This is a genomic window from Halalkalibacter okhensis, assembly GCF_000787375.1.
Taxonomy (GTDB): Bacteria; Bacillota; Bacilli; order Bacillales; family Bacillaceae_D; genus Halalkalibacter; species Halalkalibacter okhensis.
The window spans coordinates 88,526-112,032 of record NZ_JRJU01000007.1; the positions used below are offsets into that span (position 1 = coordinate 88,526).

The 23,507-nt window shown below is 33.5% G+C and carries 35 protein-coding genes and 1 tRNA gene; 2 read left to right on the forward strand and 34 right to left on the reverse strand.

Features of this window, described 5'->3' with window-relative positions; translation table 11 throughout:
* Positions 1 to 238: 238 nt before the first annotated feature.
* From LQ50_RS07360 to LQ50_RS07425, 15 genes are all read right to left on the reverse strand, one after another.
* Positions 239 to 2,395 carry a phage tail tape measure protein gene (locus tag LQ50_RS07360; RefSeq protein WP_034627676.1) on the reverse strand — a complete coding sequence of 719 codons (2,157 nt, stop codon included), beginning with the start codon at positions 2,393 to 2,395 and terminating at the stop codon, positions 239 to 241.
* On the reverse strand, positions 2,395 to 2,643 hold the full coding sequence (locus tag LQ50_RS07365; protein WP_034627679.1) for a hypothetical protein: 249 nt from the start codon (positions 2,641 to 2,643) through the stop codon (positions 2,395 to 2,397). Before LQ50_RS07365 ends, LQ50_RS07360 begins: the two co-directional genes overlap by 1 nt.
* Positions 2,644 to 2,708: 65 nt before the next feature.
* Positions 2,709 to 3,035, reverse strand: a complete 327-nt coding sequence (locus tag LQ50_RS07370; RefSeq protein WP_034627681.1) for a hypothetical protein — start codon at positions 3,033 to 3,035, stop codon at positions 2,709 to 2,711.
* 58 nt (positions 3,036 to 3,093) lie between these two features.
* Positions 3,094 to 3,645: a hypothetical protein gene (locus LQ50_RS07375; protein WP_034627684.1), complete on the reverse strand. Its 552-nt coding sequence runs from the start codon at positions 3,643 to 3,645 to the stop codon at positions 3,094 to 3,096.
* Between the two features lie 7 nt (positions 3,646 to 3,652).
* The gene (locus LQ50_RS07380) at positions 3,653 to 4,096 is read right to left on the reverse strand and encodes a hypothetical protein (RefSeq protein ID WP_034627687.1); all 444 of its coding nucleotides are present in this window, start codon (positions 4,094 to 4,096) and stop codon (positions 3,653 to 3,655) included.
* Positions 4,093 to 4,428 carry an HK97 gp10 family phage protein gene (locus tag LQ50_RS07385; RefSeq protein ID WP_034627689.1) on the reverse strand — a complete coding sequence of 112 codons (336 nt, stop codon included), beginning with the start codon at positions 4,426 to 4,428 and terminating at the stop codon, positions 4,093 to 4,095. Before LQ50_RS07385 ends, LQ50_RS07380 begins: the two co-directional genes overlap by 4 nt.
* Positions 4,428 to 4,748 (reverse strand): hypothetical protein, encoded by a 321-nt coding sequence (locus LQ50_RS07390; protein ID WP_034627692.1) that lies wholly within the window; start codon positions 4,746 to 4,748, stop codon positions 4,428 to 4,430. Before LQ50_RS07390 ends, LQ50_RS07385 begins: the two co-directional genes overlap by 1 nt.
* Positions 4,745 to 5,050, reverse strand: coding sequence for a phage head-tail connector protein (locus LQ50_RS07395; protein WP_034627695.1), 306 nt, complete (start codon positions 5,048 to 5,050; stop codon positions 4,745 to 4,747). The genes LQ50_RS07390 and LQ50_RS07395 overlap by 4 nt, the downstream gene beginning before the upstream one ends.
* A 13-nt stretch (positions 5,051 to 5,063) precedes the next feature.
* Positions 5,064 to 5,252: a hypothetical protein gene (locus LQ50_RS07400; protein ID WP_034627698.1), complete on the reverse strand. Its 189-nt coding sequence runs from the start codon at positions 5,250 to 5,252 to the stop codon at positions 5,064 to 5,066.
* Between the two features lie 63 nt (positions 5,253 to 5,315).
* Positions 5,316 to 6,239: a major capsid protein gene (locus LQ50_RS07405; protein WP_034627701.1), complete on the reverse strand. Its 924-nt coding sequence runs from the start codon at positions 6,237 to 6,239 to the stop codon at positions 5,316 to 5,318.
* A 32-nt stretch (positions 6,240 to 6,271) separates the two neighbouring features.
* On the reverse strand, positions 6,272 to 6,856 hold the full coding sequence (locus LQ50_RS07410; protein ID WP_034627705.1) for a DUF4355 domain-containing protein: 585 nt from the start codon (positions 6,854 to 6,856) through the stop codon (positions 6,272 to 6,274).
* A 132-nt stretch (positions 6,857 to 6,988) separates the two neighbouring features.
* Entirely contained in the window at positions 6,989 to 7,843 is an 855-nt protein-coding gene (locus LQ50_RS07415) for a phage head morphogenesis protein (RefSeq protein WP_034627709.1), read from the reverse strand.
* Complete coding sequence (locus LQ50_RS26220; protein ID WP_152608176.1) at positions 7,827 to 8,351, reverse strand: phage portal protein; 525 nt, start codon at positions 8,349 to 8,351, stop codon at positions 7,827 to 7,829. The genes LQ50_RS07415 and LQ50_RS26220 overlap by 17 nt, the downstream gene beginning before the upstream one ends.
* The gene (locus LQ50_RS26225) at positions 8,348 to 9,109 is read right to left on the reverse strand and encodes a phage portal protein (protein ID WP_152608177.1); all 762 of its coding nucleotides are present in this window, start codon (positions 9,107 to 9,109) and stop codon (positions 8,348 to 8,350) included. Before LQ50_RS26225 ends, LQ50_RS26220 begins: the two co-directional genes overlap by 4 nt.
* A 12-nt stretch (positions 9,110 to 9,121) precedes the next feature.
* Positions 9,122 to 10,756 (reverse strand): hypothetical protein, encoded by a 1,635-nt coding sequence (locus LQ50_RS07425; RefSeq protein WP_052144637.1) that lies wholly within the window; start codon positions 10,754 to 10,756, stop codon positions 9,122 to 9,124.
* Positions 10,757 to 10,933: 177 nt separating this feature from the next.
* On the opposite strand from LQ50_RS07425, the gene LQ50_RS07430 reads away from it, so the two are divergent.
* Positions 10,934 to 11,611 carry an SH3 domain-containing protein gene (locus LQ50_RS07430; RefSeq protein ID WP_034627711.1) on the forward strand — a complete coding sequence of 226 codons (678 nt, stop codon included), beginning with the start codon at positions 10,934 to 10,936 and terminating at the stop codon, positions 11,609 to 11,611.
* A gap of 324 nt (positions 11,612 to 11,935) precedes the next feature.
* On the opposite strand, the gene LQ50_RS07435 is transcribed toward LQ50_RS07430, so the two are convergent.
* Positions 11,936 to 12,352 carry a phBC6A51 family helix-turn-helix protein gene (locus LQ50_RS07435; RefSeq protein WP_034627715.1) on the reverse strand — a complete coding sequence of 139 codons (417 nt, stop codon included), beginning with the start codon at positions 12,350 to 12,352 and terminating at the stop codon, positions 11,936 to 11,938.
* 57 nt (positions 12,353 to 12,409) lie between these two features.
* On the opposite strand from LQ50_RS07435, the gene LQ50_RS07440 reads away from it, so the two are divergent.
* Entirely contained in the window at positions 12,410 to 13,060 is a 651-nt protein-coding gene (locus tag LQ50_RS07440) for a V-type proton ATPase subunit F family protein (protein ID WP_034627718.1), read from the forward strand.
* A gap of 53 nt (positions 13,061 to 13,113) precedes the next feature.
* On the opposite strand, the gene LQ50_RS25360 is transcribed toward LQ50_RS07440, so the two are convergent.
* The 18 genes from LQ50_RS25360 to LQ50_RS07505 form a co-directional block, all read right to left on the reverse strand.
* Complete coding sequence (locus LQ50_RS25360) at positions 13,114 to 13,263, reverse strand: hypothetical protein (RefSeq protein ID WP_161784663.1); 150 nt, start codon at positions 13,261 to 13,263, stop codon at positions 13,114 to 13,116.
* Complete coding sequence (locus LQ50_RS07445; protein ID WP_034627721.1) at positions 13,256 to 13,519, reverse strand: hypothetical protein; 264 nt, start codon at positions 13,517 to 13,519, stop codon at positions 13,256 to 13,258. The genes LQ50_RS25360 and LQ50_RS07445 overlap by 8 nt, the downstream gene beginning before the upstream one ends.
* A gap of 18 nt (positions 13,520 to 13,537) precedes the next feature.
* Complete coding sequence (locus tag LQ50_RS07450) at positions 13,538 to 13,765, reverse strand: hypothetical protein (protein ID WP_034627724.1); 228 nt, start codon at positions 13,763 to 13,765, stop codon at positions 13,538 to 13,540.
* A 159-nt stretch (positions 13,766 to 13,924) separates the two neighbouring features.
* Positions 13,925 to 15,346, reverse strand: coding sequence for a toll/interleukin-1 receptor domain-containing protein (locus LQ50_RS07455; RefSeq protein WP_052144638.1), 1,422 nt, complete (start codon positions 15,344 to 15,346; stop codon positions 13,925 to 13,927).
* Between the two features lie 180 nt (positions 15,347 to 15,526).
* A complete protein-coding gene (locus LQ50_RS25365) occupies positions 15,527 to 15,700 on the reverse strand; it encodes a hypothetical protein (protein ID WP_161784664.1) in 174 nt (57 codons plus the stop codon).
* A 70-nt stretch (positions 15,701 to 15,770) separates the two neighbouring features.
* Positions 15,771 to 15,844, reverse strand: a tRNA-OTHER gene (locus LQ50_RS07460).
* Positions 15,845 to 15,870: 26 nt separating this feature from the next.
* Positions 15,871 to 16,083: a hypothetical protein gene (locus tag LQ50_RS07465; RefSeq protein ID WP_034627727.1), complete on the reverse strand. Its 213-nt coding sequence runs from the start codon at positions 16,081 to 16,083 to the stop codon at positions 15,871 to 15,873.
* Entirely contained in the window at positions 16,080 to 16,244 is a 165-nt protein-coding gene (locus tag LQ50_RS25370; protein WP_161784665.1) for a hypothetical protein, read from the reverse strand. Before LQ50_RS25370 ends, LQ50_RS07465 begins: the two co-directional genes overlap by 4 nt.
* Positions 16,237 to 16,482 carry a hypothetical protein gene (locus LQ50_RS25200; protein WP_152608178.1) on the reverse strand — a complete coding sequence of 82 codons (246 nt, stop codon included), beginning with the start codon at positions 16,480 to 16,482 and terminating at the stop codon, positions 16,237 to 16,239. Before LQ50_RS25200 ends, LQ50_RS25370 begins: the two co-directional genes overlap by 8 nt.
* Positions 16,479 to 16,727: a hypothetical protein gene (locus tag LQ50_RS07470; RefSeq protein WP_152608179.1), complete on the reverse strand. Its 249-nt coding sequence runs from the start codon at positions 16,725 to 16,727 to the stop codon at positions 16,479 to 16,481. The genes LQ50_RS25200 and LQ50_RS07470 overlap by 4 nt, the downstream gene beginning before the upstream one ends.
* Before the next feature lie 105 nt (positions 16,728 to 16,832).
* Positions 16,833 to 17,111 carry a hypothetical protein gene (locus LQ50_RS07475; protein WP_034627733.1) on the reverse strand — a complete coding sequence of 93 codons (279 nt, stop codon included), beginning with the start codon at positions 17,109 to 17,111 and terminating at the stop codon, positions 16,833 to 16,835.
* Positions 17,111 to 17,497, reverse strand: a complete 387-nt coding sequence (locus LQ50_RS07480) for a hypothetical protein (RefSeq protein ID WP_034627736.1) — start codon at positions 17,495 to 17,497, stop codon at positions 17,111 to 17,113. The genes LQ50_RS07475 and LQ50_RS07480 overlap by 1 nt, the downstream gene beginning before the upstream one ends.
* 279 nt (positions 17,498 to 17,776) lie before the next feature.
* Entirely contained in the window at positions 17,777 to 17,989 is a 213-nt protein-coding gene (locus LQ50_RS07485) for a hypothetical protein (protein WP_034627737.1), read from the reverse strand.
* A 389-nt stretch (positions 17,990 to 18,378) separates the two neighbouring features.
* Positions 18,379 to 19,461 (reverse strand): hypothetical protein, encoded by a 1,083-nt coding sequence (locus tag LQ50_RS24270; RefSeq protein ID WP_152608180.1) that lies wholly within the window; start codon positions 19,459 to 19,461, stop codon positions 18,379 to 18,381.
* A 128-nt stretch (positions 19,462 to 19,589) separates the two neighbouring features.
* Positions 19,590 to 21,272 (reverse strand): hypothetical protein, encoded by a 1,683-nt coding sequence (locus tag LQ50_RS24275; protein ID WP_052144640.1) that lies wholly within the window; start codon positions 21,270 to 21,272, stop codon positions 19,590 to 19,592.
* A gap of 236 nt (positions 21,273 to 21,508) precedes the next feature.
* Entirely contained in the window at positions 21,509 to 22,603 is a 1,095-nt protein-coding gene (locus LQ50_RS07495) for a hypothetical protein (protein WP_034627738.1), read from the reverse strand.
* The gene (locus LQ50_RS07500) at positions 22,600 to 23,199 is read right to left on the reverse strand and encodes a hypothetical protein (protein WP_034627739.1); all 600 of its coding nucleotides are present in this window, start codon (positions 23,197 to 23,199) and stop codon (positions 22,600 to 22,602) included. The genes LQ50_RS07495 and LQ50_RS07500 overlap by 4 nt, the downstream gene beginning before the upstream one ends.
* 57 nt (positions 23,200 to 23,256) lie before the next feature.
* Positions 23,257 to 23,466, reverse strand: coding sequence for a hypothetical protein (locus LQ50_RS07505; protein WP_034627740.1), 210 nt, complete (start codon positions 23,464 to 23,466; stop codon positions 23,257 to 23,259).
* Positions 23,467 to 23,507: the final 41 nt, after the last annotated feature.

Consider the following 23,507-nt stretch of genomic DNA (forward strand, 5'->3'; position numbering starts at 1 on the left):
AGGGGTTTACCTCACTAACAAGGTAAACCCCTCAACTTCTGTGCATTACGTTCCATAACCCACTTTATAGCTCTTGTGAGCTACGATTAAATGAATCTAATATCAATACAAGGGTCAATACTTCCCTACCCTCACAACCTCTTATTTTCTATATTATGGTACATGAAATTATAAACTTGTCCATTCAATAAACAAAAAAGGCTTACCCACTGGATTAACCAATGAATAAGCCTAAGAATTATCTAATGAATCCATAAGGTTTCATTTTCGTTATGAAACGTTCTGTAGCCTTATCAACTAATTTATCAATGTTGATATCAGCACCTTTTTCAATCTTATCAATATGTAATAAATTTTCAATTCTTATAGTGTTAGTTGTTTGACTGCTATCAGTATTATTAGTGGTTTGATTACCTTGAATTCTTTCTTGAAGGCGATTATATACCGCATCAGCAAAAGGATCCATTTGTTTACCGACTAGAGGAACAATCGCCTCTTTACCCGCTTCACCTAGACCAGCGATAGTGGGTTCATCGAAGAATCCTCCATTTTTATGCCAATTCACTGAAAATGATGGTATAGGAATATTAAAGCGATTATCTCTATTAGTTGACATGCTCACTCTAGGGAGCTTTAACTTAGGTAATGACCATTCAAAATTGAAAGCATCCTTAATTCTACCAATCATTGTGCGTACTACATCAACTGCAGATGTAATTGGCTTTGTAATAGCATTCTTTATGTTATTAAATATTCTTTGTGCTGTTGAATAAATACCTGAAAAGATACTCGATACCGTATTAGCCATGGAGGAAAGAGTGCCGCTTACTTTACTTTGAATTCCGGTAACAACGGAGAAGATAAATGAGCTTATACCATTCCAAATATCAGAGAATACCTTACTAATTGATGTAAGAGCTATATTAATCACTGTAGATAATACATTCATGGCTTGTTTAATGATACCTTCTAAAACTGACATAACCCCACTAGTGATTTTCTTGATACCTTCGAAGGCTTTGTTCCAGTCCCCTTGTAAAATTCCTAGTACGGTCTGGACTATCCCTTGTATTACTGATAAAACACCCTTTATTACTGTTTGAGCATTTTTCATCGTATTTTGGACATAAGAAAGAATGGTACTACCGTACTTTTCCCATAAGTTAGATATTATTTCTAGCACAGTTTGTACAATCTCTCTTATAGTTTTCATGATTGATTGAATAGTATCTTTCATGCCTGAAAAAGAACCATCCGAATTAGATCGCATTTCTTCAAACTTTTCCTTTGCCCAATCAATCGTTTTTCCAATGAATTCAAATACTGTATTCATTGCATCCTGAAGTTTTGGAAGAATCTTTTCAGCGAGGTTCATCATAGCCTCACCAACAGGCATAAGACCAACCATTGCATTGTTTTTCATTATTTGAAAACGTTCACCAAGTGTAAGAGTATCTTGACCAGCTTTTTCTATGGTTTCTGAAGAGTTAGCAAGCGTATCTTGTAGTTCTTCTATAGAAAATGCACCTGATTGAATCATTTCAGCCATTTCAGGACCTGCTTTGGCTCCAAATATCTCCATAGCTCTAGCTGTGGCATCCCCTGCATCTTCCATATTTTCAATCTCATCTATAATTTGTGGCAATACTTCTGCTGGGTCTTTCCCATCCTTAGCAATATTAGCTATCCCTTTTGAGAAAGCTGACATTGCTTTGTCTGCGTCATAACCTTTTGCTTCAAGATTCCCCATTAAAGTAGCTGCATCATCGTATTCTAAACCTGCTGTACGCATAGTAGCACCGTGCTTATCCATCTGTGACATTAAATCACCAACACCAGCTCCGGTAGTTTGAGCCACTCGCCATAAGTGATCCATCTTATCCATAGACTCTTCAGCACCAATGCCCCAAGCCTCAAAACCACGACTACCACTTTCGATAAGTTGATCAGATGCTTCACCACTTATACGTGATAAATCAAGGTATTGTTTAGTTAAATCCTCTAAACTATCACCAGTTTCTCCGGTTCTCGTATTCAAATCGGCTAAGGCTCCTGCAACAGTCTCAGCGTCATCAGGCACTTCCTTAAACACATTTTTAAAGCTATCCTGCAGATCTTTTAAGTCATCACCAGTAGCACCAGTTCCATTCCTAATAATTCCAGTAGCTTTTTCAAACTCTTGACCTGCTTTAAAACTCGCTGTCCCGATTCCAACAAGAGCAGTACCAATAGACGCTACAGCACCAAGAGCAATTCCTCCTAGCACTTTGGACATCTTAGAGCCTTTCTTCTCCGTGTTATCCATGCCTTTTTCAGCAGTAGCTAACCCTTTTTCAAGTCCTGAACTATCGACGGTAATATTAGCTTTATATTCTCCGAGATTATATGTACTCATTAGTTATCACCTCCTTCAGCTTTTGAAGTGGTGTAACCAGTAATCGCTCTAATAGCGGATAGATCAGCATCTTTACGAGGATTCAAGTACCTACGTGCTTTGTCTAAATATTCCCTTCCTTCTTCTGATTTCTTTAATTCTTTTTCATGACATTGTTTGATATATGAAAGAAACATACTGTGGGGCATCTGTATGATGTATTCATGAGAGAAGTTGTAATAAGAGGCTAACAATGCGAAGTCACTCATTATTTCATACCCTTGATTATTAAAAGAAGCCGATTCTCCTTTTATCTCAGGAAGAATCGGCAATTTTAGTTTGGGTTTTCAGCATTTTCAGCTATTTTGTCTTTGTATGCTTTTACTATTTGTTGCATTTGAGTAATTTTTACTTTCTTTTTTACAAAATCTTCTGTAATAGTTCTATTTTCATCTTGATTTAAAATATGAGTTACCATTTTCACAAATAAACCAATATACTCTATCTCTGATTTTGACTTCATCGCCTTATCTTCAAAAGCTGCAATTTTCAAAACAAAATCAACTGTTGGCTCCGGAGGAATTGTAAACTGATCATCTTCCCCGAATTTTAAAATTAGTGGCTCCTGAGTTAATAATGAAAGATCAATAATATTTGACATATAATACACTCCTTATGATTTTTTCCTCAAAATAAAAAAGAAGGGTTTCCCCTCCTCCTTAAATTTCTTCTACAATTTTTACAATGTTACCGTTTGTTTTAGATGGATCACTTAGAAGCTTGAATTCGAAATTAAAAACTGACTCCGCTGTAGGGTTAAATGTAAGCTGTAAACCACTACGATTCTGAGCTCTATACATTTTAAGTTTGAGCTTCTTTCCATCTTGTCGCTTTGTGTGAACAAATAACATTTGCTTTACTGGAACAGTACGTTTACCACCAATACCAAGCGTACGTTTTGATTCATCTTCATTATAATAAGTAGAAGAAATTTCATTTAGCACTTTCATATCTAATGTACAAACTCCAGCATTAAACATAACTTCTTCCGAAGTCACGAAACTAGCTAGAATATCATTTCCGACACCGCCACGAACATCATAGAACTCTTGTGTGTAATTTAGTGTAGACTCACCAGAACTTTCACCAATTTTAAGCATCGCTTCCTCAATTTCTTCTTCTGTACTTTCATCTAAATCCACGCTGTCTGGCAGAACAAAAAGTTCACCAGCTCCAAACAGGATTGAATTTTCATTATTATTATTTGACATTAGTTAGTCACCCTTTCAGTGTAATTAAAAAATATTGATTTTGTTCGAACACTTTTTCATTCTCATGAAACAAAAAAGACCCACCTGTCATGAGCTGGGAGTTTAGAATAATTTGATTGTCTACTATGTTAGATGGACGATCATTTACTTTCTTTTTGAAATCAAGTAACTCAATTAAACGATTCGTAATATCATTTAATTGAATATCATTGGCTGTCACAAGCGTAACTTGTACTCTATGCTCATTTGCTACTTCTCTCTGAGACATAGGTACAACGTTATAAACAATGTAAGGATAATCAATAAAATTTCCTTTTTCGTTTAGTTGATCTTCACTAAATGCTTGTGTTCGGCCGAAGAATATCTTTAGCTTGTTCTTATATGGATAATGATCAAGCAATTCACTAAGTTTTATATCAGAAGTAAGATATTGAAAGAAAGTAATATTCATTTTGGGGTCATCCCCTTAGCAACCATTGATTGAATATTACTCTGGTTCTGTTCAATTGCATCACGTATGTATGGCTGTGCCGTAATATTACGAACAACTGACCCTTCATGAACAACTTCAGCATATTCAACATTATTTGTACCAACTTCAACAACTGAAGATTCTTCATTATGTTTAACTTCTGAACCAGTGCTACGTCTTAAGTGTCCTGTCTCTCCGACTGGCGCTCTAAATTTAGACTCACGCTCCATCAACATACCAATATCATTGGCAACTTTTTCACGTTTACTTCTAATATCTTTGATAGCTTGCTGGAATTTGAAATTCTTCATTAGTTAGTCCCCTTTCGTATAAGGACTTCAAAATGCTTATCATATTTCATGATTTCTGTAACCTTATAAGGCTCCTTTAGATACTCAACATCAGAAAGGATTTTTAAATTCTTGTTCGGCTTACAGAAAACACGATTTGTTACCTCAACAAAAACACCGTAAGTTCGCTCAGCTAATGTATTTGAGTATGGTTCAACTTCACCTTTGAATGGAGACTTAATTTGTTCAGGATCACCATAAATAGGACGACCAAATTGTTCATAATCAATTATTTCACCCTGTTCTTCTGTAACAATATACAAAGTTTTAGTAAGCCTCATACAACTCGAATCCTCCTATGACGATCTAAACGATTCATAATATTAGATGGATACTCGGTAATATATGATTCATTTAAACTCCCTTTTCCTTCAGATGTAATATTCTCTACACCTTTACTCAAATAAGAGAAAACAGCCATTTCCTCAATTACAGAATTCAAAGAAATTGGAATTTCTATAAGATTGCAATAATCCGTAACAAAATCAGTTGCTCTCTGAATATAAAGATTTAATAAAACGTCCTCAGTAGTATCTAAAATATCCTTTTCTAATAATGTTTTTACATGATCTAACTTAGCCATTGGTTATCATCACCTACTTAGAAGCCGTTTTCTTAGTAGGTGATTTCGGTTTATCAGTAACTTCCTTCACCAATTTATAGCCGAAATCATGAACTAAAATATTTTTAATTTCTTCTTTATTAGTTTCACCTTGACCATTTACAAAGGCAACACCATAAGTAGATCCATTGTAATTTTTATTTGGGGTTTCTATTTTAAACATTAAATCACTCCTTTATTTAAAAATAAAAGGAGGGTAATACACCCTCCAAACGTTTTTATGTAATTAAACAATTAATCCTTTAAGACGAGCTGCAGACTTGCCGTTAAAAATACCAATACCAGTATAGAATTCAATACGAGTACGATAAGCAGGTTTAGATTCAAGTTCACCCATATCGTAAACTTGTACTCCACCATTTGTTAAACCTGATACAAATTCATCTGCACCAAATTTAACCGCATAAATTGAAGTAGTATTATCATCAGTTCCCTGTGATTCGTTGTGACCAATTACCTTTGAACCATCTACATTTTCACCAGCTTCAAAGAATGGTACACCATCATATGAAACTACTGATCTGCCAAAAGCATCAGTTGCTGTATCAAAATATCCTAATTGACGAGCAATAGATTTAATTTTGAGCATTGTTTTTGAATCCATATATAAAGCATCCGCTTTACCTTGAACCTGATAAATTAATGCATCAAGCATTTCTAAAAACTTGTTTTGTGGTTCAATTTCAATTTTATAACCATTTGTATCAGCCTCAATTACCTGACTTCCAGTCAAGCGCTTCTTTAACCCATCAAATGACTTTGCATCAGTCCCAGTATCACCATTAAAGAAAGTATCTTGGAATTTATACGCTAATGCTTTGGTTTTCAAAGCCGTTTGCACAGCACGTTGATCATTAATGTTAGAACGAGTTTGAGCAATGAATTTATCAGTGTCAGCATCTCCACCAAGAATTACTAGACTTTCAGTCTTTGGATTAACTGTACCTGTTGATTCTTCATAACCTTCATTTACTCCTCGAAATGCAACGCCTGGTAATGTCTTTTCTTCATTGTACGTGTACGCATTCCCTACAATATCCATAAAAGGCATCATTTGAAGTACAGATGCATTTTGAACAAACGTTTCAGCAACTCCTCTTTTTAGTGTATCTTGAGATAATTTTGCAGATTCTAATAATGTTATAGCCATAGTATAATCACCTTTACCTTTTCAATTTTTTATTATTTTGTTTGCGAATAAGCTTGACTCATTAATTGAGTCGCAGACATATTGTCTGTATTACTATGATTAGATGAACCATCAGTAATGGTTGTACCATTTTCTTTTAATAGCTCTTCTTTTATTGATTGAATTGAAGAATTCCACACTTCCTCAAATTTTATGAGGCTCTCATTTGTAGAATCCTCATCGTTTCCAATCAATTTATCTAACAAGAATGTTGGAAGCTTCTTTTCTGATAGAGTAGACAAAGCCTTATTTTTCAAAGTCTCTCTTGTTTTCTCCGTTTCAATAGTTGCAAATTTTTCCTTCAATTCCCGAATTTCTTTTTGCTCAGGAGTCTCAGAAGGATTTTTCTTTGCTACTTCCTCATCTACTAATTTTTGAAGGTTATTGCCTTTCCAAGTCTCTAAACCTTTAGTAAAATAGCTATCAAGCTTTGGTTGCAATAGCTTTTTCCCTTCATCTGTATCAAGAAAAGCTGTAACTCCTTCAGATGTTACCTTTGATAACCCCTCTAAGTAGCCTTTGACATCCTCTTGACCTTTGTTCTCTTCCAAGAACTTTTTTACATCTTCTAAATTCATCTTTCATCCTCCTAACCCTTACCGTACAAGCCGATAAGTGTTAATATTTTGTTTCACATTGTTCTTTATGCCGTCTACAAAGTGAAAAAAGACATAATAAAAGCCACTCACTTATCATGGATAAGTAACTGACTATAAATTATTTGCTCGTTCCCACTCAGAATAAGTCTGATAAGGAATATACTCTTTTGTTTCATTATCTTTTCTGATATTTGTACCCTCTTCAAGATATGGAACCGTAGTACACCTACAATTCGGATGTCTAATTGGATCATATCCAATATCATAAATATTCCCATCAAGTTCAGCGCACTCTGAACATGTATTTGCTTCTAAAGTTGCTAAGTGCTGCACCTTCTGAATTCCATTTTCCCTATAAATTTTCTCACGAGAATTTTCAATTATGTGTGCTGTTTCAGTTCTAACCAATCGCATTGACTCTGAAGATTTACTCTTAAACTGTGCATCAAATACTTTTGCTATCTTATCAAGCTTATCTCCATTTTTAATACCTTTTTCAAGATTAATAGCTAGAGCATTCCTTAAAGCATTTTGATTCGTCCAAATTCTATCTGAAAAGTGTTTCCCTGACCAATTTTGATTTACAAATTCATCAAGTATCGATTGATTCACACGATTAAAGTTAATACCTACACCCAAGTTTTGTTCTATCGTAAATGCAGACTGGTAATAAGACTGAGTGAAAGCTACTCCTAATACAGTAGTCATGATTGCAACTTCTAGATTACCAATCTTAACAAGCTCTTCTTCAACTTGTTCATTAAATTGTTTAATAACCCCTGTTCTCTGAAGTTGGTTAAAGTCCAATTCACCATCAATACCATATTGCATATACATCTGAGCAACTAATTGTTTCAGTATATCTCTACTATGCTGATACTCTAACAACACTTCCTCAAAAGAATCATCAGATTGTTCAAGAAAATCCTCAAGCAACTTGAGCAATTCATTATTGAGTTTGTCCATATAACCCACCAAGTTGACTGCGTTCTCTAAGATCATTAGCAAAATTAGATGTATCGCTTTCGTTTTCCAACTTTTGCATTGACAGTGAAGGGTTATTAACCCTCGGAAGCCAAGAAACCAACTCCTCTGTAGGTAAGATCCCCTGCAAGTCTTTTACCATTTGTACAATAGATGCTTCATCAACTGGAACATTTCGAGTAAACGACACAGATACCTGATTACAGTTAAACTCTTTATTCTTTGCATGTTTAAGCCATTCACAGAATAATTTCATCCTCTTTTTTAATGCTTTTTCAAAGATTGACTCTTTTATGGCTGATAGGTTTTCTAACTCCTGTAATTTTAGGCGAATGCTAACCCCTGAAGTGTTACTTTGAAAGTTTTCATTTAGATTCACTTGATTGGTCTGTATGTATATTTCATCCTGCCAATCCTTCAGCATATCTTTAACAAACGAACCATTAATATCTTTTGTTGCCCAATATACTCTAGACCCTTTAGGCGTTATTCTTTCATTTTTTGAGCTTCCTCATGTGTCAAATTAGCATTTTCAATAACAAGATAGGCAGAACGGTGATCCTGTATCTCATTTGCTGCTGTACTATTAATAGAATTGTAAACATCAACAATACGAATAATATCAGCAAATGCAGACTTCTTTAAATCATTATTAGGAATTTCTGTTACTGGGCATCTAGAGAAGAAATGTTTTTTCTGTTCTAGTTGCTTTAAACCTTCCTCTAATTTATATCTTGAGAAATGCTCATTGTCCCAAACATCAACATATTCAGCCTCATCAAAAGGAACTTGATATTTTCTAACCGCTACGGAAACATTACGTTCAATAGATCCATCATTTAATACAATCATTTCAAGTGGATTAAAAATAGCACAACGAAACTCACCATCTGTATTTATATAGGCTGTTTCAAATACTGTTCCATAAATTTCTGTTTGTTGCTTAAGATTGATATTGTGTTCCTTTTCCCATTGTGAATAGTAATAATCAACGGTATCTAGAAACTCTTTATCTCCCTTTCGATGTGAGTAATTAACAGGCTTTCCAAGTAAATATCCGGTGTAATTAGATACTGTCTTACGACAATAGTTAAAGAAAACACGCTCATCTGACTTGGTGCTATCAACTTTAGATTTTTCATGTAAGACTCTATGGTCTCCATTATAATATTGCTGAAGCTTTAAGTATTTTGGTCGTTGTTTATCTAACTCTTTAATTAGATTTAATATTAATTTATCTTTTACCACACTTTCACCTCATTAAAAAAGCCACCCACGAGGGATGGATTTAATCTCTTTTTTTACTTCTATTTCATCTACACGATTGGCGAACTCAGCTAAACAATCGGCTGCATCATCATGGAGAGTAAATTGCTGACCAGAAAAGTCCATTAACTGATCTAAGAATTCCTTTTCAACTCTCTCCTCACAAAAAATAATCCTACCGTTGTCTACATCTGAGACAATAGTAGAAATCTTTTCATCCTTATTCTTTCTTTGCATTTCATTAATGAAGGTAATGCCTCTTTTGACCAATGATGAGTGTTTGCCTATTTCATTTTCAATACGCTCAACATCTAAACCGTTATATGTATTTTTCTCAATAAACACATGCGTAAGATCCTCAAATTCTTTCAATAAATCAATCACATGTTTTATGTACTGATCAAACTCATTAAACTTTCTAAGCTGCCCTTTACGTATATACTTAAAGCCGTTATCCGATTGCGAACCCACCACAAATGCAAAGTAATCTGAACGTGTCTTATTTTTATTCTTCACACCAGCCGTATCAATGGTCAGCATTGTCTTAGTAAATTCATTCTCTTCAATTTGTGCTGACGGCTTAGTAATATTTGATTTGAACCACTTATCACCGATATTTTCTACACTACACATTAGCTCTTGCATAAAAGCTAAACGTTTATTAAAGTAATCCTTAGCTAGTTCCCAGCAATTGTAACGACTCCAAATTGTTTTAAAATCCATAGTAGATTTATTTGCAAAGTAATATTCCTTTGCATCCTGTAGTGGGTTCTCTCTTTTATCATCAAACAAAATATTTCTAAATGTTTGCCATTGAATGTGATTATCGAAATACTTGTCAATATCAAAATCAACAACAGAACGATGAAATACTTTATAATCAGGATTCTTTTTTATTCGGTCAATAAAATCATTTGGGGCTAATGGAGTACCAATGACAACAAACTTCGTAGCTGGTTTTAATAATTTACCTTCTCGGATAACTGCTGAATCTCCAGCATCTTCAACTTCTTTTTGCCATCTTAAATACTTCTTTTGCTTTGATTCATCAGTTAATATGTCTGATTCGGAAATATAGTCATCGGCAATGACACAGGTAGGTCTAAATATACCATTAGGAGTTATGTAAGAAGTACCACGAACGGAGGTTTGAGAAGAGTACGCTTTTATCTTTGTATTATTATCTAGTTCTAATTCTAATTTATTTACTGTTCGCTTACGTGGTTGTACTAATTCACCAAAAGTATTTTTAATAAATGGATTATTCAATGCCTTCTTGGTTTTATCTACAAACTCAATTGCATCTGCCTCTAAATTGGCAAGTACAATTGTATAAATACTTTTTAAATAACAATGTAACCAACAACTTAATGCCATATCAATAATTGTTGATTTCCCAATCCCACGGCACATAATAAATTCTTCTTTATCGTGTGTATTATGAATAAACATTTTCTCTAATTCTGCCCAAATATCATAATGAACAGGTGCTAATTCTCTAACTAGATTATCTTCTTTAGGTACGAAGTAATCCTGTAAGAAATATAGACAAAAAAAGACTATACTGCGTTTACCAAGTGAGTAAGCAAGGCTTTTTTCACCGAATAGGTTTTTATCATGCTTAATCATAAGGACTTTCACTCGTTCCTTTGCCTCGGCCGAGGGTAAACCTTTATTGTGAGTAAATTCTTTATAGAGGTAGTCTCTAAGAAGATTACGATTTTCAATTGTGTTAAAATTGGTTATGTTAGTCACCTCCAAACAGGTAATATTGTAGTAAATACGACATTGAAAGGGTGAATAGTAATGTCTAATAATCTTCTAACTGACTTTTTAAACGCGTCTGAAAAAATAGGTAAATTTATGTTCGATGCACAAGAAGCATTATTAAAATTCAGCGCTAAAGTTTCTCCAGTAATTTTATTTTTAGTTGAAAACCAAGTAAGAATAGATAATTTTATGAAGGATTATAAGAAATTGGATGTTTTTTATGATGGTAATATCGAGGACATGCCATTAAATGAAATGCCAAATTTCGTGAAAGCTCTACATAGCGAAGGTAAAATTATTATTAATGAAGATTGGTCAATAGAGCTTGTTAAAAAACAAAGTTTAGAAGAGAAAAAGAGTACATCACTTGATTCTGTTAATAAGATACTAGGCACTGTATTATTAGCATTAGAAATAAGCAATGGATCAATAGAACTTGCTACAAATGTTAAAGACTTCTTCAACCAGAATGATAACCCTGTAATAATTGAGCAACCAGTAAGAAACGAATATCTCATAATGACAGAAGACCTTAATCTTCATTCACAAAAGAATAATGATTCTGATTCAATAACATCGCTTAGTATTGGCATGAAAGTCCATGTAATCACTACAGATGAGGAATGGTCACTCGTAGGAGTTTTGAATGAAGCTAATGAAATGATTTACAACGGTTGGCTAGAAAGTAAGTACATTAATCCTGCTGTTAAATAATCCAAACCGAGAAAATTTCATAAAAAATTGTATAGCTTGTTGCAGGGGATTTGAGGAATTTGAAAATAGAATGCCCCCACCCCTATAATCTATAACCAAATATCACTTATTATTTATGCATGATTTTATGCATTCTACTCATCCATCACTATGCATAATCTAACGGTATATCAACGCATACAAGAGTGTATAATTGAATAAACTTAGATAATTTTATATCATTCTCGAAACCCTTGGTACATAAGGCTTTTTTTCGTGAAGATTATTACATCATTACGTGTAATCTATATTTTACGTAATAATGTATGAATATAGATGTATACTCTATTCATCTTCCTTCTCTACTTCCCACTCTTCAAACTCAGCATCAAGAATATCCTTATCAACTTCATTTGCTGCGTTCATATCAGTTTCTATTTTATGGGTAGATGTTGGTTTACCAAGCCCTCTATCTATTATGTACTGCAATACCTGAGCTTTAACACGGCTATTTGTGGTTGTGTGAGCTAATTCAATCAACTCATCAACTGCGCTTTCTAATTTACTATCAATTACTTTTTCAACTAGAACTTTTCGTTGTTGTAACCGTCTGTCCAGCTCAGCCTTAAACTCTGTATTACTCAACCAATCATAAATAGCTTGCCTTGACACACCCGCACCCTTAGCAATATCAGTCTTAGTTTTAACTCCTTCGACTAATTCATTTATAACTTTATTTTTTCTTTCATCTAATATTTCCATTTATTTTCACCACCTTACAGTTTACAATTGTCTTATCAATGACAAGGAGGATTTACTATGATATTAAAACCCATATTGGGTGTATCAGAATTGTTTTATCGAAATGACTTAAGAAATTTACAAGAGTTGATTGACCGTACAGAATCTTATTTAGAAAAAGAAACAGTTGAATTTAATAAGATCGTTGAGACAAATGCAAGTAAACTCCCCGAAGATGAGCGTGATTATTATTATGATCATATGTCAGAAGATTACTTTAAGCTAAGTGATGAATTCCCACAGACAATAAGACAGTCAATGTTCCTTCAAGCTTTTTTTTCATTCGAAAATGTCTTGAATGATATTTGTAGCTGGCTACAAAAGAAACGAGAAATTAAAATCGGATTTAAAGATATTTCTGGACAAGGTATTATTCGCACTAAAGTTTATTTATCCAAAATATTCATGGTTAAAGATACTTTTGATTCAATTGAATGGCAACATATCAGACACTATAATTCTATAAGAAATATCTTTGTACATAATGGCGGATATCCAGTTAACGATAAAAAAGAGCATAAACAAGCAATAGATCAATTAGATCACTTATTTGTAAATGAAGATTACGGAAAGGTGTATCTAAATAAAGATTTTTGCTATAAAGTAATTGAAACCATTAATAAATTCCTTTTTAATTTAAGAAATGAATTTATAGAAAAGAAATTATAAAACTAATCAAATTAACGAGAGTAAAATTACACACGTGGTCGCAGGTGTTAATTTTACTCTTCCTCACCCATCCGCTTATCAATCATCCCTAACAAATTCCTCATCACTATCTTCTTTCCCTCTTCATCCGAGCTATCATGAATCATTACTAACTCTCTAATGGTTCTCTCAACTACAGCAGACATGTTTCTATATTCATTCACTCTTCAGCTCACCTGACACTAATTTACTTAATTCATTATTCACTCTTCGTTGTAGCGATTCATAACCCATATCAAGCTTCTCATGAGCTTTTATCTTCACTACTCCATTAACTTTAATATCTTCATTTCTCGCTGAATAGTGAACATCGAATCCGACCAACATTTGAGCGTTATCTAAACCAGTCAACCCTCCTCTTATCTCATAATATTGTGGTTCAATACTTTCTATATAAATATTCACTTTATACTTTTTCATTCACATTCTCCTCCTTCTTTAACTATGACAGCCAATAAAAACTTTATCACCATTATCAAGTATATACTTATCAACGTGACAACTTCCGAATCCCCAACTATTGATCCAATCAATTTCCCCATGCCACTCATGAAATTCTTTCGGTACAATAGCAATCCAATCTTCGTCTCCACCATTATTTGAAAGGTTTTTCAATTGATCAGGTGCATCTCTAAAATAATAAACTGTGATTGGCATACTACTCATTTAAAATTATCCTCCATTTAAATTTTAAAGCTTACATTTTAAAAAACATCACTACATTTTAACAGTACGAGACCTTCTATTTTAACTTTCTTCATCCTTTTCTCCTCCCATGATAAAAAGCACCCACGAATGGATGCTATAGATATACTTTTAAACTGTTTATGGTATTGTACATACTTCATCAGCTTTTATATAAGATTTTATATTTGGTAATGAATACATTGTACCTGTCGATTCGGTCTCAAAGTCATTAATAAAATCTTTAAGCTCCTGTTCATTTTCAAAATTGAACATACAATTCATTTCTTCAAACATTCTCTTAGACTTTAATCTATTCAATAACTTTGCTAATATATTTCTATTTCTTTCAGAGTAGAAGTGTGTGATCGGATACCAACCCCACGTATCAATTTTTACTGCTTTTGAAATAAAATAGAGTAATAAATCAGTACCCAGTATTTCCTTACTATAGTTCCCTGTTCGTTTGAATAAAGTGTCCGCTTGTAAGCTCACACGATTTAAGTTTAATCTTTGACTTCTAATATCAAACGACTCTGCGTGCATCCTAAATTGAGTAAAATCAATCGATTTATCACCAAACGGTGTGTTTATGAAAAACTCCGCATTAATTAGTTCCGTAATGACGGTATAATATCCATTTTTTATGAGTATTGCAATTGTGTGTAAAAACAATTCATGTGTTAAAAATTTGTAATGATCAAATTGGATACTATAACTATGTCCACTTTTTCTTACTTGTGTAAAAAGATACACTCTCTCAAAAAAGTCTATTATTAACTCTGAATCCACACAATCTGCCTCACATAATATCTCCAAAACATCCACATAGTCATCCTTCAGAGGTAACATTTCATCAATTAAATCTAGAATTTGCTGATCTCCTTCATGGATATTAGTGAATTTCTCAATCTCATATTCGTTTAACGTCTCTTCAAATAAATCATTAAATTCTCTTTGAATGTATTTTAATCGAGAGGGTTGTTTTTCTAAAGCAACACGCATTTTTCTTATTATGGATCTTAGACCGCTATGGTCTATTTCAGACTTAAATAAATATTCTGGAGGTTTCCCAAGTTTTGGTTTTTGATGTAGCGGTACTTTGTATATATTTCTAATTAATCTTTCTAGATTTTCTTCGTATGAATCCATAGAAGACAAATCTATATACAGTCGAGAGGCTATATAAGATGGTATAAAATCATTACCGCTTTCATCTCTTTCTGCTACTACTGGAATAAATTTCTCTTGCTTTACATCTTTATATACCTCAGGTGATATAATTTGCGTTTCTGTACCTACACCACCTTGTCGACCATCGGCTCTATTTTTATAACCCTCATCACAAATAATTAAAACTTTGTCAATTTCATCTGAATTAACCATACTTTCCATAAAAGCAAAAATATCTTGTCCTTCTTTTAAATCCCACTTATCTAATTTGACCTTTATTCCTACTTCCATTAATCTTGTCGCTAGGTCAACTACCCACTCTTCATGATCAGGGGTTGTCCAACTGTAAGAGATGAAAATTGTAGGATTAATTAAAGTACGTTCACTCATATAGAATTCCACCTTTTGTTAGAGATTACTTTAATAGTATTCTAAGTTTAAATGATAAAACTTACAACCTATTCCCCAAAAGGCTTCCTTGTATTATTTACTACCCTATATCTCATTAGGATTTGCACCTAATTTAGTACTCGACTGAGATAAAGAAAAAGCTAATCAACTTAGCTCCAATTAAAATTTATCAAACTCTTCATCTAAGAATAAAAAGGTATTCTTTAGTACTCTAACTTTCCCACTCATAGGCACATTATTTTCATTATAGAAACTCCGTAACAACTCTGAATGAGTATCAAAATCACCTGTCATATACTCTTTTCCAATATCCATTATTACTTTATATTTCATTCTTATCATCTCCTTTTTTATTAGCGTTTTTACACAATGTCAAAACGCTCACCCTGAATCACATTAATAAAGGATTAGGCTGGACTCGAACCAACAATTCACTCAGTCTAATGACTGGTTGCTCTACCATTAAGCTACTAATCCATAAAAAATAAGCTAATCTCTTAGCTTCAATTTCCCTCATCAAATTGTTCTAACAAATCAAAAATTGATTCCTCCACCTTCATCCATCTCACTTCTCCTTCTGAAGAATATTTTACTTTTACACACTCTAGTTCCTCACCGTCAATCTGAATAACATCTTCTTCAAATGACTCAACCGAATCCTTCCTGATGGCTTTAATACGATCCTGAAATAACGTAACGATTAAGAATTTGTTCATTTCCATTCCTCCTCTTTTTCATTTTCAAAAACTCGTTCATACCAGTATTCAAGTATATTTATCCTATCTTCATCACTTAAAAATTCATTCTTCTCAAGCTCAACAGCAAACTTTTCAAACGCTCTAGCTTTCGATTCTGCATAGCTCTTCTTTTTATTCACCATTCAAAATACCTTTAATCGCTTCTCGTTCTTCTTCCTTTAATCGCTCTAATCTATCAATTAAATTGGCAAATACCTCTAAGCTTTCAATAAATTTATCTTTTTGATCTTGACTCAATGTTAGGGTTTTTACTTTATCTAGTGATTCCCAGTCATCCATAGTACATTGACCACATTCCCAGTCAGATAATTCATCATTTGTGATTATTAAATTACAAACATTGCATTTGTAGCTCATTCTCCTTCTTCACACCCCTTATCTATTCGACTCCATAAATCATGATATTCAGCTAATTGTAAGAACCTATAAGCCCTGATATTACCTATTTCTTGTTGTGTAAGACCTGTTTCAATACTTAGTAATCTCATCAATTCCAATAGCTTATTAGCTGTTGCAAATTCACCACTTACTAACTCTTGTACTTTATTAATAGACTGTCCTAAAACTTCTTCTACACGCTTAGCAAATTGGTCTAACATCACCTTAACCTCTCCTTTTGTCCACTTTGTACATTTACCAATATCTTCTTAATTCCTTCATTGCACTTGTCGCATTTATCTGTAATGCTCATACATCGACTACAATAATTAATGAAGGACTGCAAATTCTTCTGTTCCATCTAGTTCAACCTCACAAAGTCTTTCTATTTTCAATTTCATCCACTCACCATTTTTAATTTCTCTAAGCGCCAACTGATAATAATCACCTTTTATCAATTCGTATTCGTTTCTAAAAAGCTCATTAACACTTTCTATCTTAGCTACCTCTTCAATACACTGTTCTTCACTTTCAGCGACAAATAAACGTACATCTTCAACGTTATCTAAGTGAACAGGAGTAACCAGATACAAATACCTCCTACACATTAACTCAACTCCTTAATTTTCAACTTTGGAGTGTACTTCTTTTGATATCTCCTCTGTCCATGCTCAGTTTTCTCTAAATATCGTTTAACCGCTTCAAGCTCTTCTTCACTTGGCTCCTCATACATCTCTTCAGGAGTTGTTCCTCTTGGCTGCTCATCTGTATCATCCGCAGAAGTAACAAAAGGTTTTTCCGTGCCTTGTATGTATGCTTTTAAATAATCCATTTCTTTAAGGATTCTTTCATTTTCATCAAACAACCTATTAATGAATGGCAAAATTCCACCAAACAATTGTTCATTTGCTTCTCGTGTTTTCTTATAAATCAATTTATCTAAATCATAATAATCCATCTCTACAAGCATCTTTTCACTTTTTCTTCTTCTCATTTTCATCTATCCTTTCAGCTCTAATTTGTTTTTTTAAGAGGCAACTTTCGAGGAAATTAAAAAACACATGTAAAGGGAGAATGAACTCCCTTGTGAACATGCGCTAGGAGAAAATATAAATGGCTCAAAATTATTTATAGACGCTTTGACAACGTCATAAAACTTGGAGGATCAAAATAAATGTATAAACAAACTATTATTTTGATATTTTCAACCTTATATTTATAGACCGAGGAAGAAATGGGCGACTAAATGGCTTAGCCGATGCGGTCAAGATATTTATCTATACCTGCTTTCCCAGTGGTCAGCTTGTAGGATTACATTTTTTATTTTCTGCTCAGTCTTCACACTCAAAGTTGATTTAAAATTAAACCACTGAGACAGTGCCGAACTTGAAACACCTATCGCTTTAGAAATATCTTTGTATGGAATACGTTTCAAGCGCCTTGTTTGATCTAGTTCAATTACTTCATCTTTTGTTAGTCGCTTCACTTTCACTCCCTCCTTTTCAGAGTAATTTATAATATATTTTCAGTAATAATTATTAAGCGTAAAAAAGAGAACAGGAGAGGAGAAATAACCTGTTCTCTAAAGACTTAGTAAGCTGGCAATTGCTTACTAAAGTTAATATCGTTATATGGAAATGGGGGAAATCAACTTATTGTTGACAAACTCGAAATTTAATACTATGATGTATAATAACGGGGTAAGTTTTAATTATAATATTAAAAATAAATTAGATTAAGAGGGGAATTCACCCTTCAGATGTCTGTAGTTCTTTCCTTTAGAGGGCATTAACGTCATAAAAAAACACACCTCAAAAACCCAAATAAAATGTACTTTTTTGAGGTGCTTACATTTAAAAACTGAATAACTCAGCGTTACATTTTTTGCTTCATTCTTCTTTTTCTTTGCCTTTCCCTCGCTTTCTCCTTCTTTCTCTTTTCATTACACTCTACACACCTAACCTGCCGCTGCTTCACTTGCTGAATCTCATTAGCACAATCGAAACATTTCACAAGTCCTTGTATATTCCTCCTAAGATTCCATATAATTACATGCCCTAGCGCATCCCATAATGTATCCTTATTAGCACTTTCTTTTTCCTCGTATAAATACTTTACTAAAACATCCGTTACAAAAAAGATATCATCGTTTATCTTTAAAAGCTCATCCTTTATCGATCTAATCACACGAAACTTCACTTTATTCATTGATTTACCTTGTAGTTTAGCTTCCTTTTGTATATCCCAGTGCTTCCCCTTATTCAATTTCTCATACCTATCAATAATTGCTTCAGCTTCTGGTGTATCAATTTTCCGACTCTCTACATGCATTAATTTTAAATAGTCATAGTCATCAACAACATTTTCCTCAAAGTGAACTCGATCACCAGTATTCGGAATTATGTTATCTAAGCGACTCATCACAGATTCATTTTTATCCGCAACCTGATTCCTCTTTTTATCCTTAGCATACATAAAGAAATATGCAACCTTACCACTCGTATATTTTTTAATTGTTTCATTAACCTCTGGCGGACGTTCTGGCATCCATAACGACTTTGCAAAATCGATACAAGCATTATTTTCAAACACTAGCCACTTTATCACCTTCAAGGCTTCTTCTTGTTCCTCATCCGTCCCTTTTTGCCATACATCACTATTCCATACCTTCGAGATATTGTTTGATATGTCACCTATGCTCATGTTTTTTGAATAAGCCGATATTAAGCTATCATAAATATTATCTTCATTAATTTTATCAGGCTTCGCTGAAGCTAATTCATAATCAAGTGGCACTACATTCTTTACATTACGTTCAGCTACTTCCACAATCGTATTGTCATTAACAATTAAGGAATCATCACCATCTACATCAAACATTAGAATTTTGCTAATTGGATCATGAATGCTTGTATAAATACAATTGGATACAAACCATTCCAGAGTCTCACCACTCACAATATTAGCTCTAAGACAATGCTCTTTATACAAATGGGGGCTTCTTAGTACGTTCAACCTTTCTCCATTCTCATACAACTTACATGAAACTTCCCCATTCTGTAATAACCCTGTTGGCTTTTCTTGCTTCAAAAGAGCCATTGAGCAAACGCATATGTATCAGGTGAAATAAATGTCCTCTTAGTACCATTAAGAATCAACTTTCCTGACTTCGCACGAGTAATCAAGGATTTCTTCGTCTCTTTGATAGTTTCTTTACTATGTACATCATTCAATAAATTAGGATATATCTCTAGAGCTTGTTGGAAACTACTCTTCTTATCATTTTCACTGGTCACACCAAGAATCTCTAACATTATGTCTTTATCATTTCCGACACTTTTTATTTGATTAACTGTCTTTGAAGATATGCCAGATAACTCACCTTCCTTGAAGTCTGTAAGAGTCTGCAAGACTTGATAAGATAAGGTTTTATCAGTAAAGCTATCCTCATTTTCTTCTTCACTTGCAATAGCTGCTTGACAATTATATTGTTTAAACGCTCGCTTATAGGCATCCCAATCATCAAAGAACTTCCACATTTTAAATTGCGATTTAGTAAAAATAGTCGTTATACCTTTCTCAATCACGTTATGAGGCTCATTCCAAATATCATAAACTATCGGACTAGCTTCCTTATTCATATCAATAAACTTCTTAAAATTAAAAGGTACGATCAAGCCTTTAAAATAGGGTAAACGAATCTGTATGGCTTTTTCGCTAACATCAAGTAAGCAAATACCAGCACCATCAGTATGAGGAATTGATATGTACTTTTCATCTGGTGTAATTTCATAAGTTTCCGAGTCAATATGTTCAACCTTACTCCATACGTCCGTTTCAAAGTCATCAACTACTATACATTTATCAATGTCAAAGCCCTCCCAAGGTACAGAAGCAGTCATTGTTAATGCGGTATAGGCATTATATTTATTAACGTTCATTCCACCTTGTTCATTAATCTTATCAATTGTTAAACCTGCATTTAGAGCATTTTTCACTTTCTCAGATACAGACTCACGCATAAATATAGACTTTTTATTTCTTATTGCTCCAGCAGATGAGGTATAGTACTTGTAAAGCTCTCGCTTGCCATCTTTATAGTAGTAAAATCCTTTTTTGACTAAACTCTCAAAAACCTTGTATCTAAAAGCACGAATCATAATAATATCAGTGGTTGTACTATTTTTTCCAACTCCTAGTGTACGAGTAAGAACAGAATCAAATTGACTTACCTTATTAGAATCCTTCAAATCCTCTTGCCTCATTACACGTACACCTTTATGCTGATCAGCTTCATTATCAAGTAATTCTTTGAGCTTATTAATACGCTCCTTCACTGGCTTAAATAGTTCGATTTTCTTCTTGCGAATATCCTTTTTTATCTCCTTGATATCCTTTTGATTCTTCTCGATATCCTTTGGAGACTTCTGAAGTAATTCGATGATCTCAGCCTCAAGATCTTCATTGAAAAAATTCATAAGAAACTTCATCGAAGGCTTGTTAGGTTTATATTGATCTCCAAGCTTAGTAAAAGACAGATTCTTATAATACTGATCAACTTTCTCATCAGTAACATTCTTGAGTTTCTCCAGCTTATTTAATTCCTTTTTGTATAAACTTAAACCCAAGCTCAAGCTTTGCTTTTCTTTATGTAGTTCATGCTCATTATCATTCAGGAAACTATCAGTCGATAAAGAGTAAATGTAAATTTGCTTGCTTAGGTTTCCTTCCATTTCAACTAGTTCATTTTCCATTAGAATATCTGTCATTCAATCGACTCCTTCTATTTTCATTTTTGATTTTTATATGTAAAGCAAGTTCAAAACCTTGGGGGAAGTAAAAGCGGGAAGATCATTCTTCCACGTTGTTCCAGAATGACTTCTTCGACCGCTTTCCCCCAAACCCCCTCGGTCGGTATGTATTTTTTAATAAGGTTGAAATTTGACACCTTGACCTACTAGTAGTATTTATTATTTATTAGAGACTCAAGGTGTCAAATTTTTATCTAAGTAAATAAACTATCTAGTTCATCGGCTATTTTATTTGTGATTTCATTTGGCAAGGCCGGCTCTAACTTCACTTTTTTAACTTTATGTATTATATTTGTTGAACCAGCTTTAATTAAAATATGTAATAACTTTTCAGTGTCTTCTATGTAACTATCTTCAATTCTGCAATTATCAATTTCTAACGTACCCCATACAGCCTCATTTTCTTTCAAAGCCTTTTTGCGTCTTTCATTTGCGTTATGTAAAAATTTATTTATTATAGTTTCATTTAATTTATCTTTTTGTATCTCAACATCGTTTAAAAGCAGATCCAAAATACTGTTATATGATGCAAGAATACCTTTTCGATTAAGCGTTATGTCATATACATAGTAATAAAAATCAATTTCATAAGCATTATCACTATAGATTTTTTCTTTCACACGTCGCTTAAATTCATACCATTTATTTGTACCAACAACATCTGAAACTTTTTGTATTTTCTTGCCAATTGATTCAGCATTCATTTCATCTAAAACTTCTCGTTCAAAGCTGATTATAAATTCTTCTTCATCTGTATTGGCTAATTCATGTTGATAATCATCTAAACGTTTTATCATTATTGCTTTCTTGAAAAAGATACAACGTCTATCCTCTAGGCTCTTGAGTGCTCGCTTTATCGTCCCTCTGAAGCTCGAATCACTTGAACTATAAAAATCGTAAACAATAGCCCGATTAACATTTATATGTTGCGCAAACTTAGGAATCATTCTTCCACACTCAGAATAATTGGAGTTAGCCATATTCATCGTTCTCAGTAACTGATTGTTAGATTTCACTATCCGTTTTTCCTTATTTCTAGCCAATAAGTCTAAAATAAGGAGTTCCACTAAGCGAATATAGTCAGAACCATTCTTAAGCTTCGGCTTAGGCTTATCGTATATCTCCTCTATAATGAAAGAGCGCCCTTTCTTGGAGTACCTTAAGTATCGCTCTAAGTCTAATAGTTGATAAATCTTACCTTTACCACCTTTATATACGATCTCCAACTCAGCACATAAGGCTTTATAATTCTTTAACACTTGCCCTTCCCCTAGATTGCTAACTTTCATTCAATCCCTCCATCCTTGTTCATTTTTATCCCAATCTCTTCAAAAAACTTATGTATTTCCTGCAACTTCTCCGTATGCTCTATCTCTATATGCTTATCTCTCGGCAAGCTTCCAGTCTTCTTATGCCATTCCCTTGCCCTATGTTCAACAGATCGTAAGCTCAACCTAACGCTTCTAATGATCATTTCATCATCACCATTTAAGAAGCGACTATTTGAAATATTGCGAACTATCTTTCCATTCTTGAATTCAACAGCATATATGTGTTTCTTTCGCACATGAGGAATGGTTTCATCATGGTTGTAAACTTTCCCACCTAAAATTATGTATCGATACCGCAACCACTTTAACTCACTGTAAAGCTGATCAAACTTAAAGAGTGAATCCTTGCCACCATGATCAATGGTTTTACACAATTTGATTGCTGCAGAATCTGGTGTATCATCTTTTGGTTTATAGCCGTGATCCACTTTGACACCTTTATATGTAAATCTCACGTTGTCTTCAAAGAAGTGCTCAAAGCCATAGTGATAATGCGAGATTGGTATTTCTTGCTGGTTATGTAGTAACGTGAAGTTTGTATTTTTATATGGCAAATGGCAGCCTCCTTTTTAGTGTGATGAGAGGGCAATTAAGCCCCCCTCTATTATGTATTACCTTAACTCTTCTAATTCTTCTAAAATCGTATCAATCCTATTTCTTTGAGACTTAAGATGCTCACTTAGTTGATTAACAAGCCAACTGCGTTCGTTAGCTTTAAATCCACGCCTTATAAATTCATCACCCAATTTATCAAGCGTTTTTTCATCAAGTTCAATTTCAATACAAATTTCTGACATTAATGCCCAAAGCTTATTATCCAATTTAGTTTCTCCTATTCGTTTTAGATTGATAAGAGGGCAGT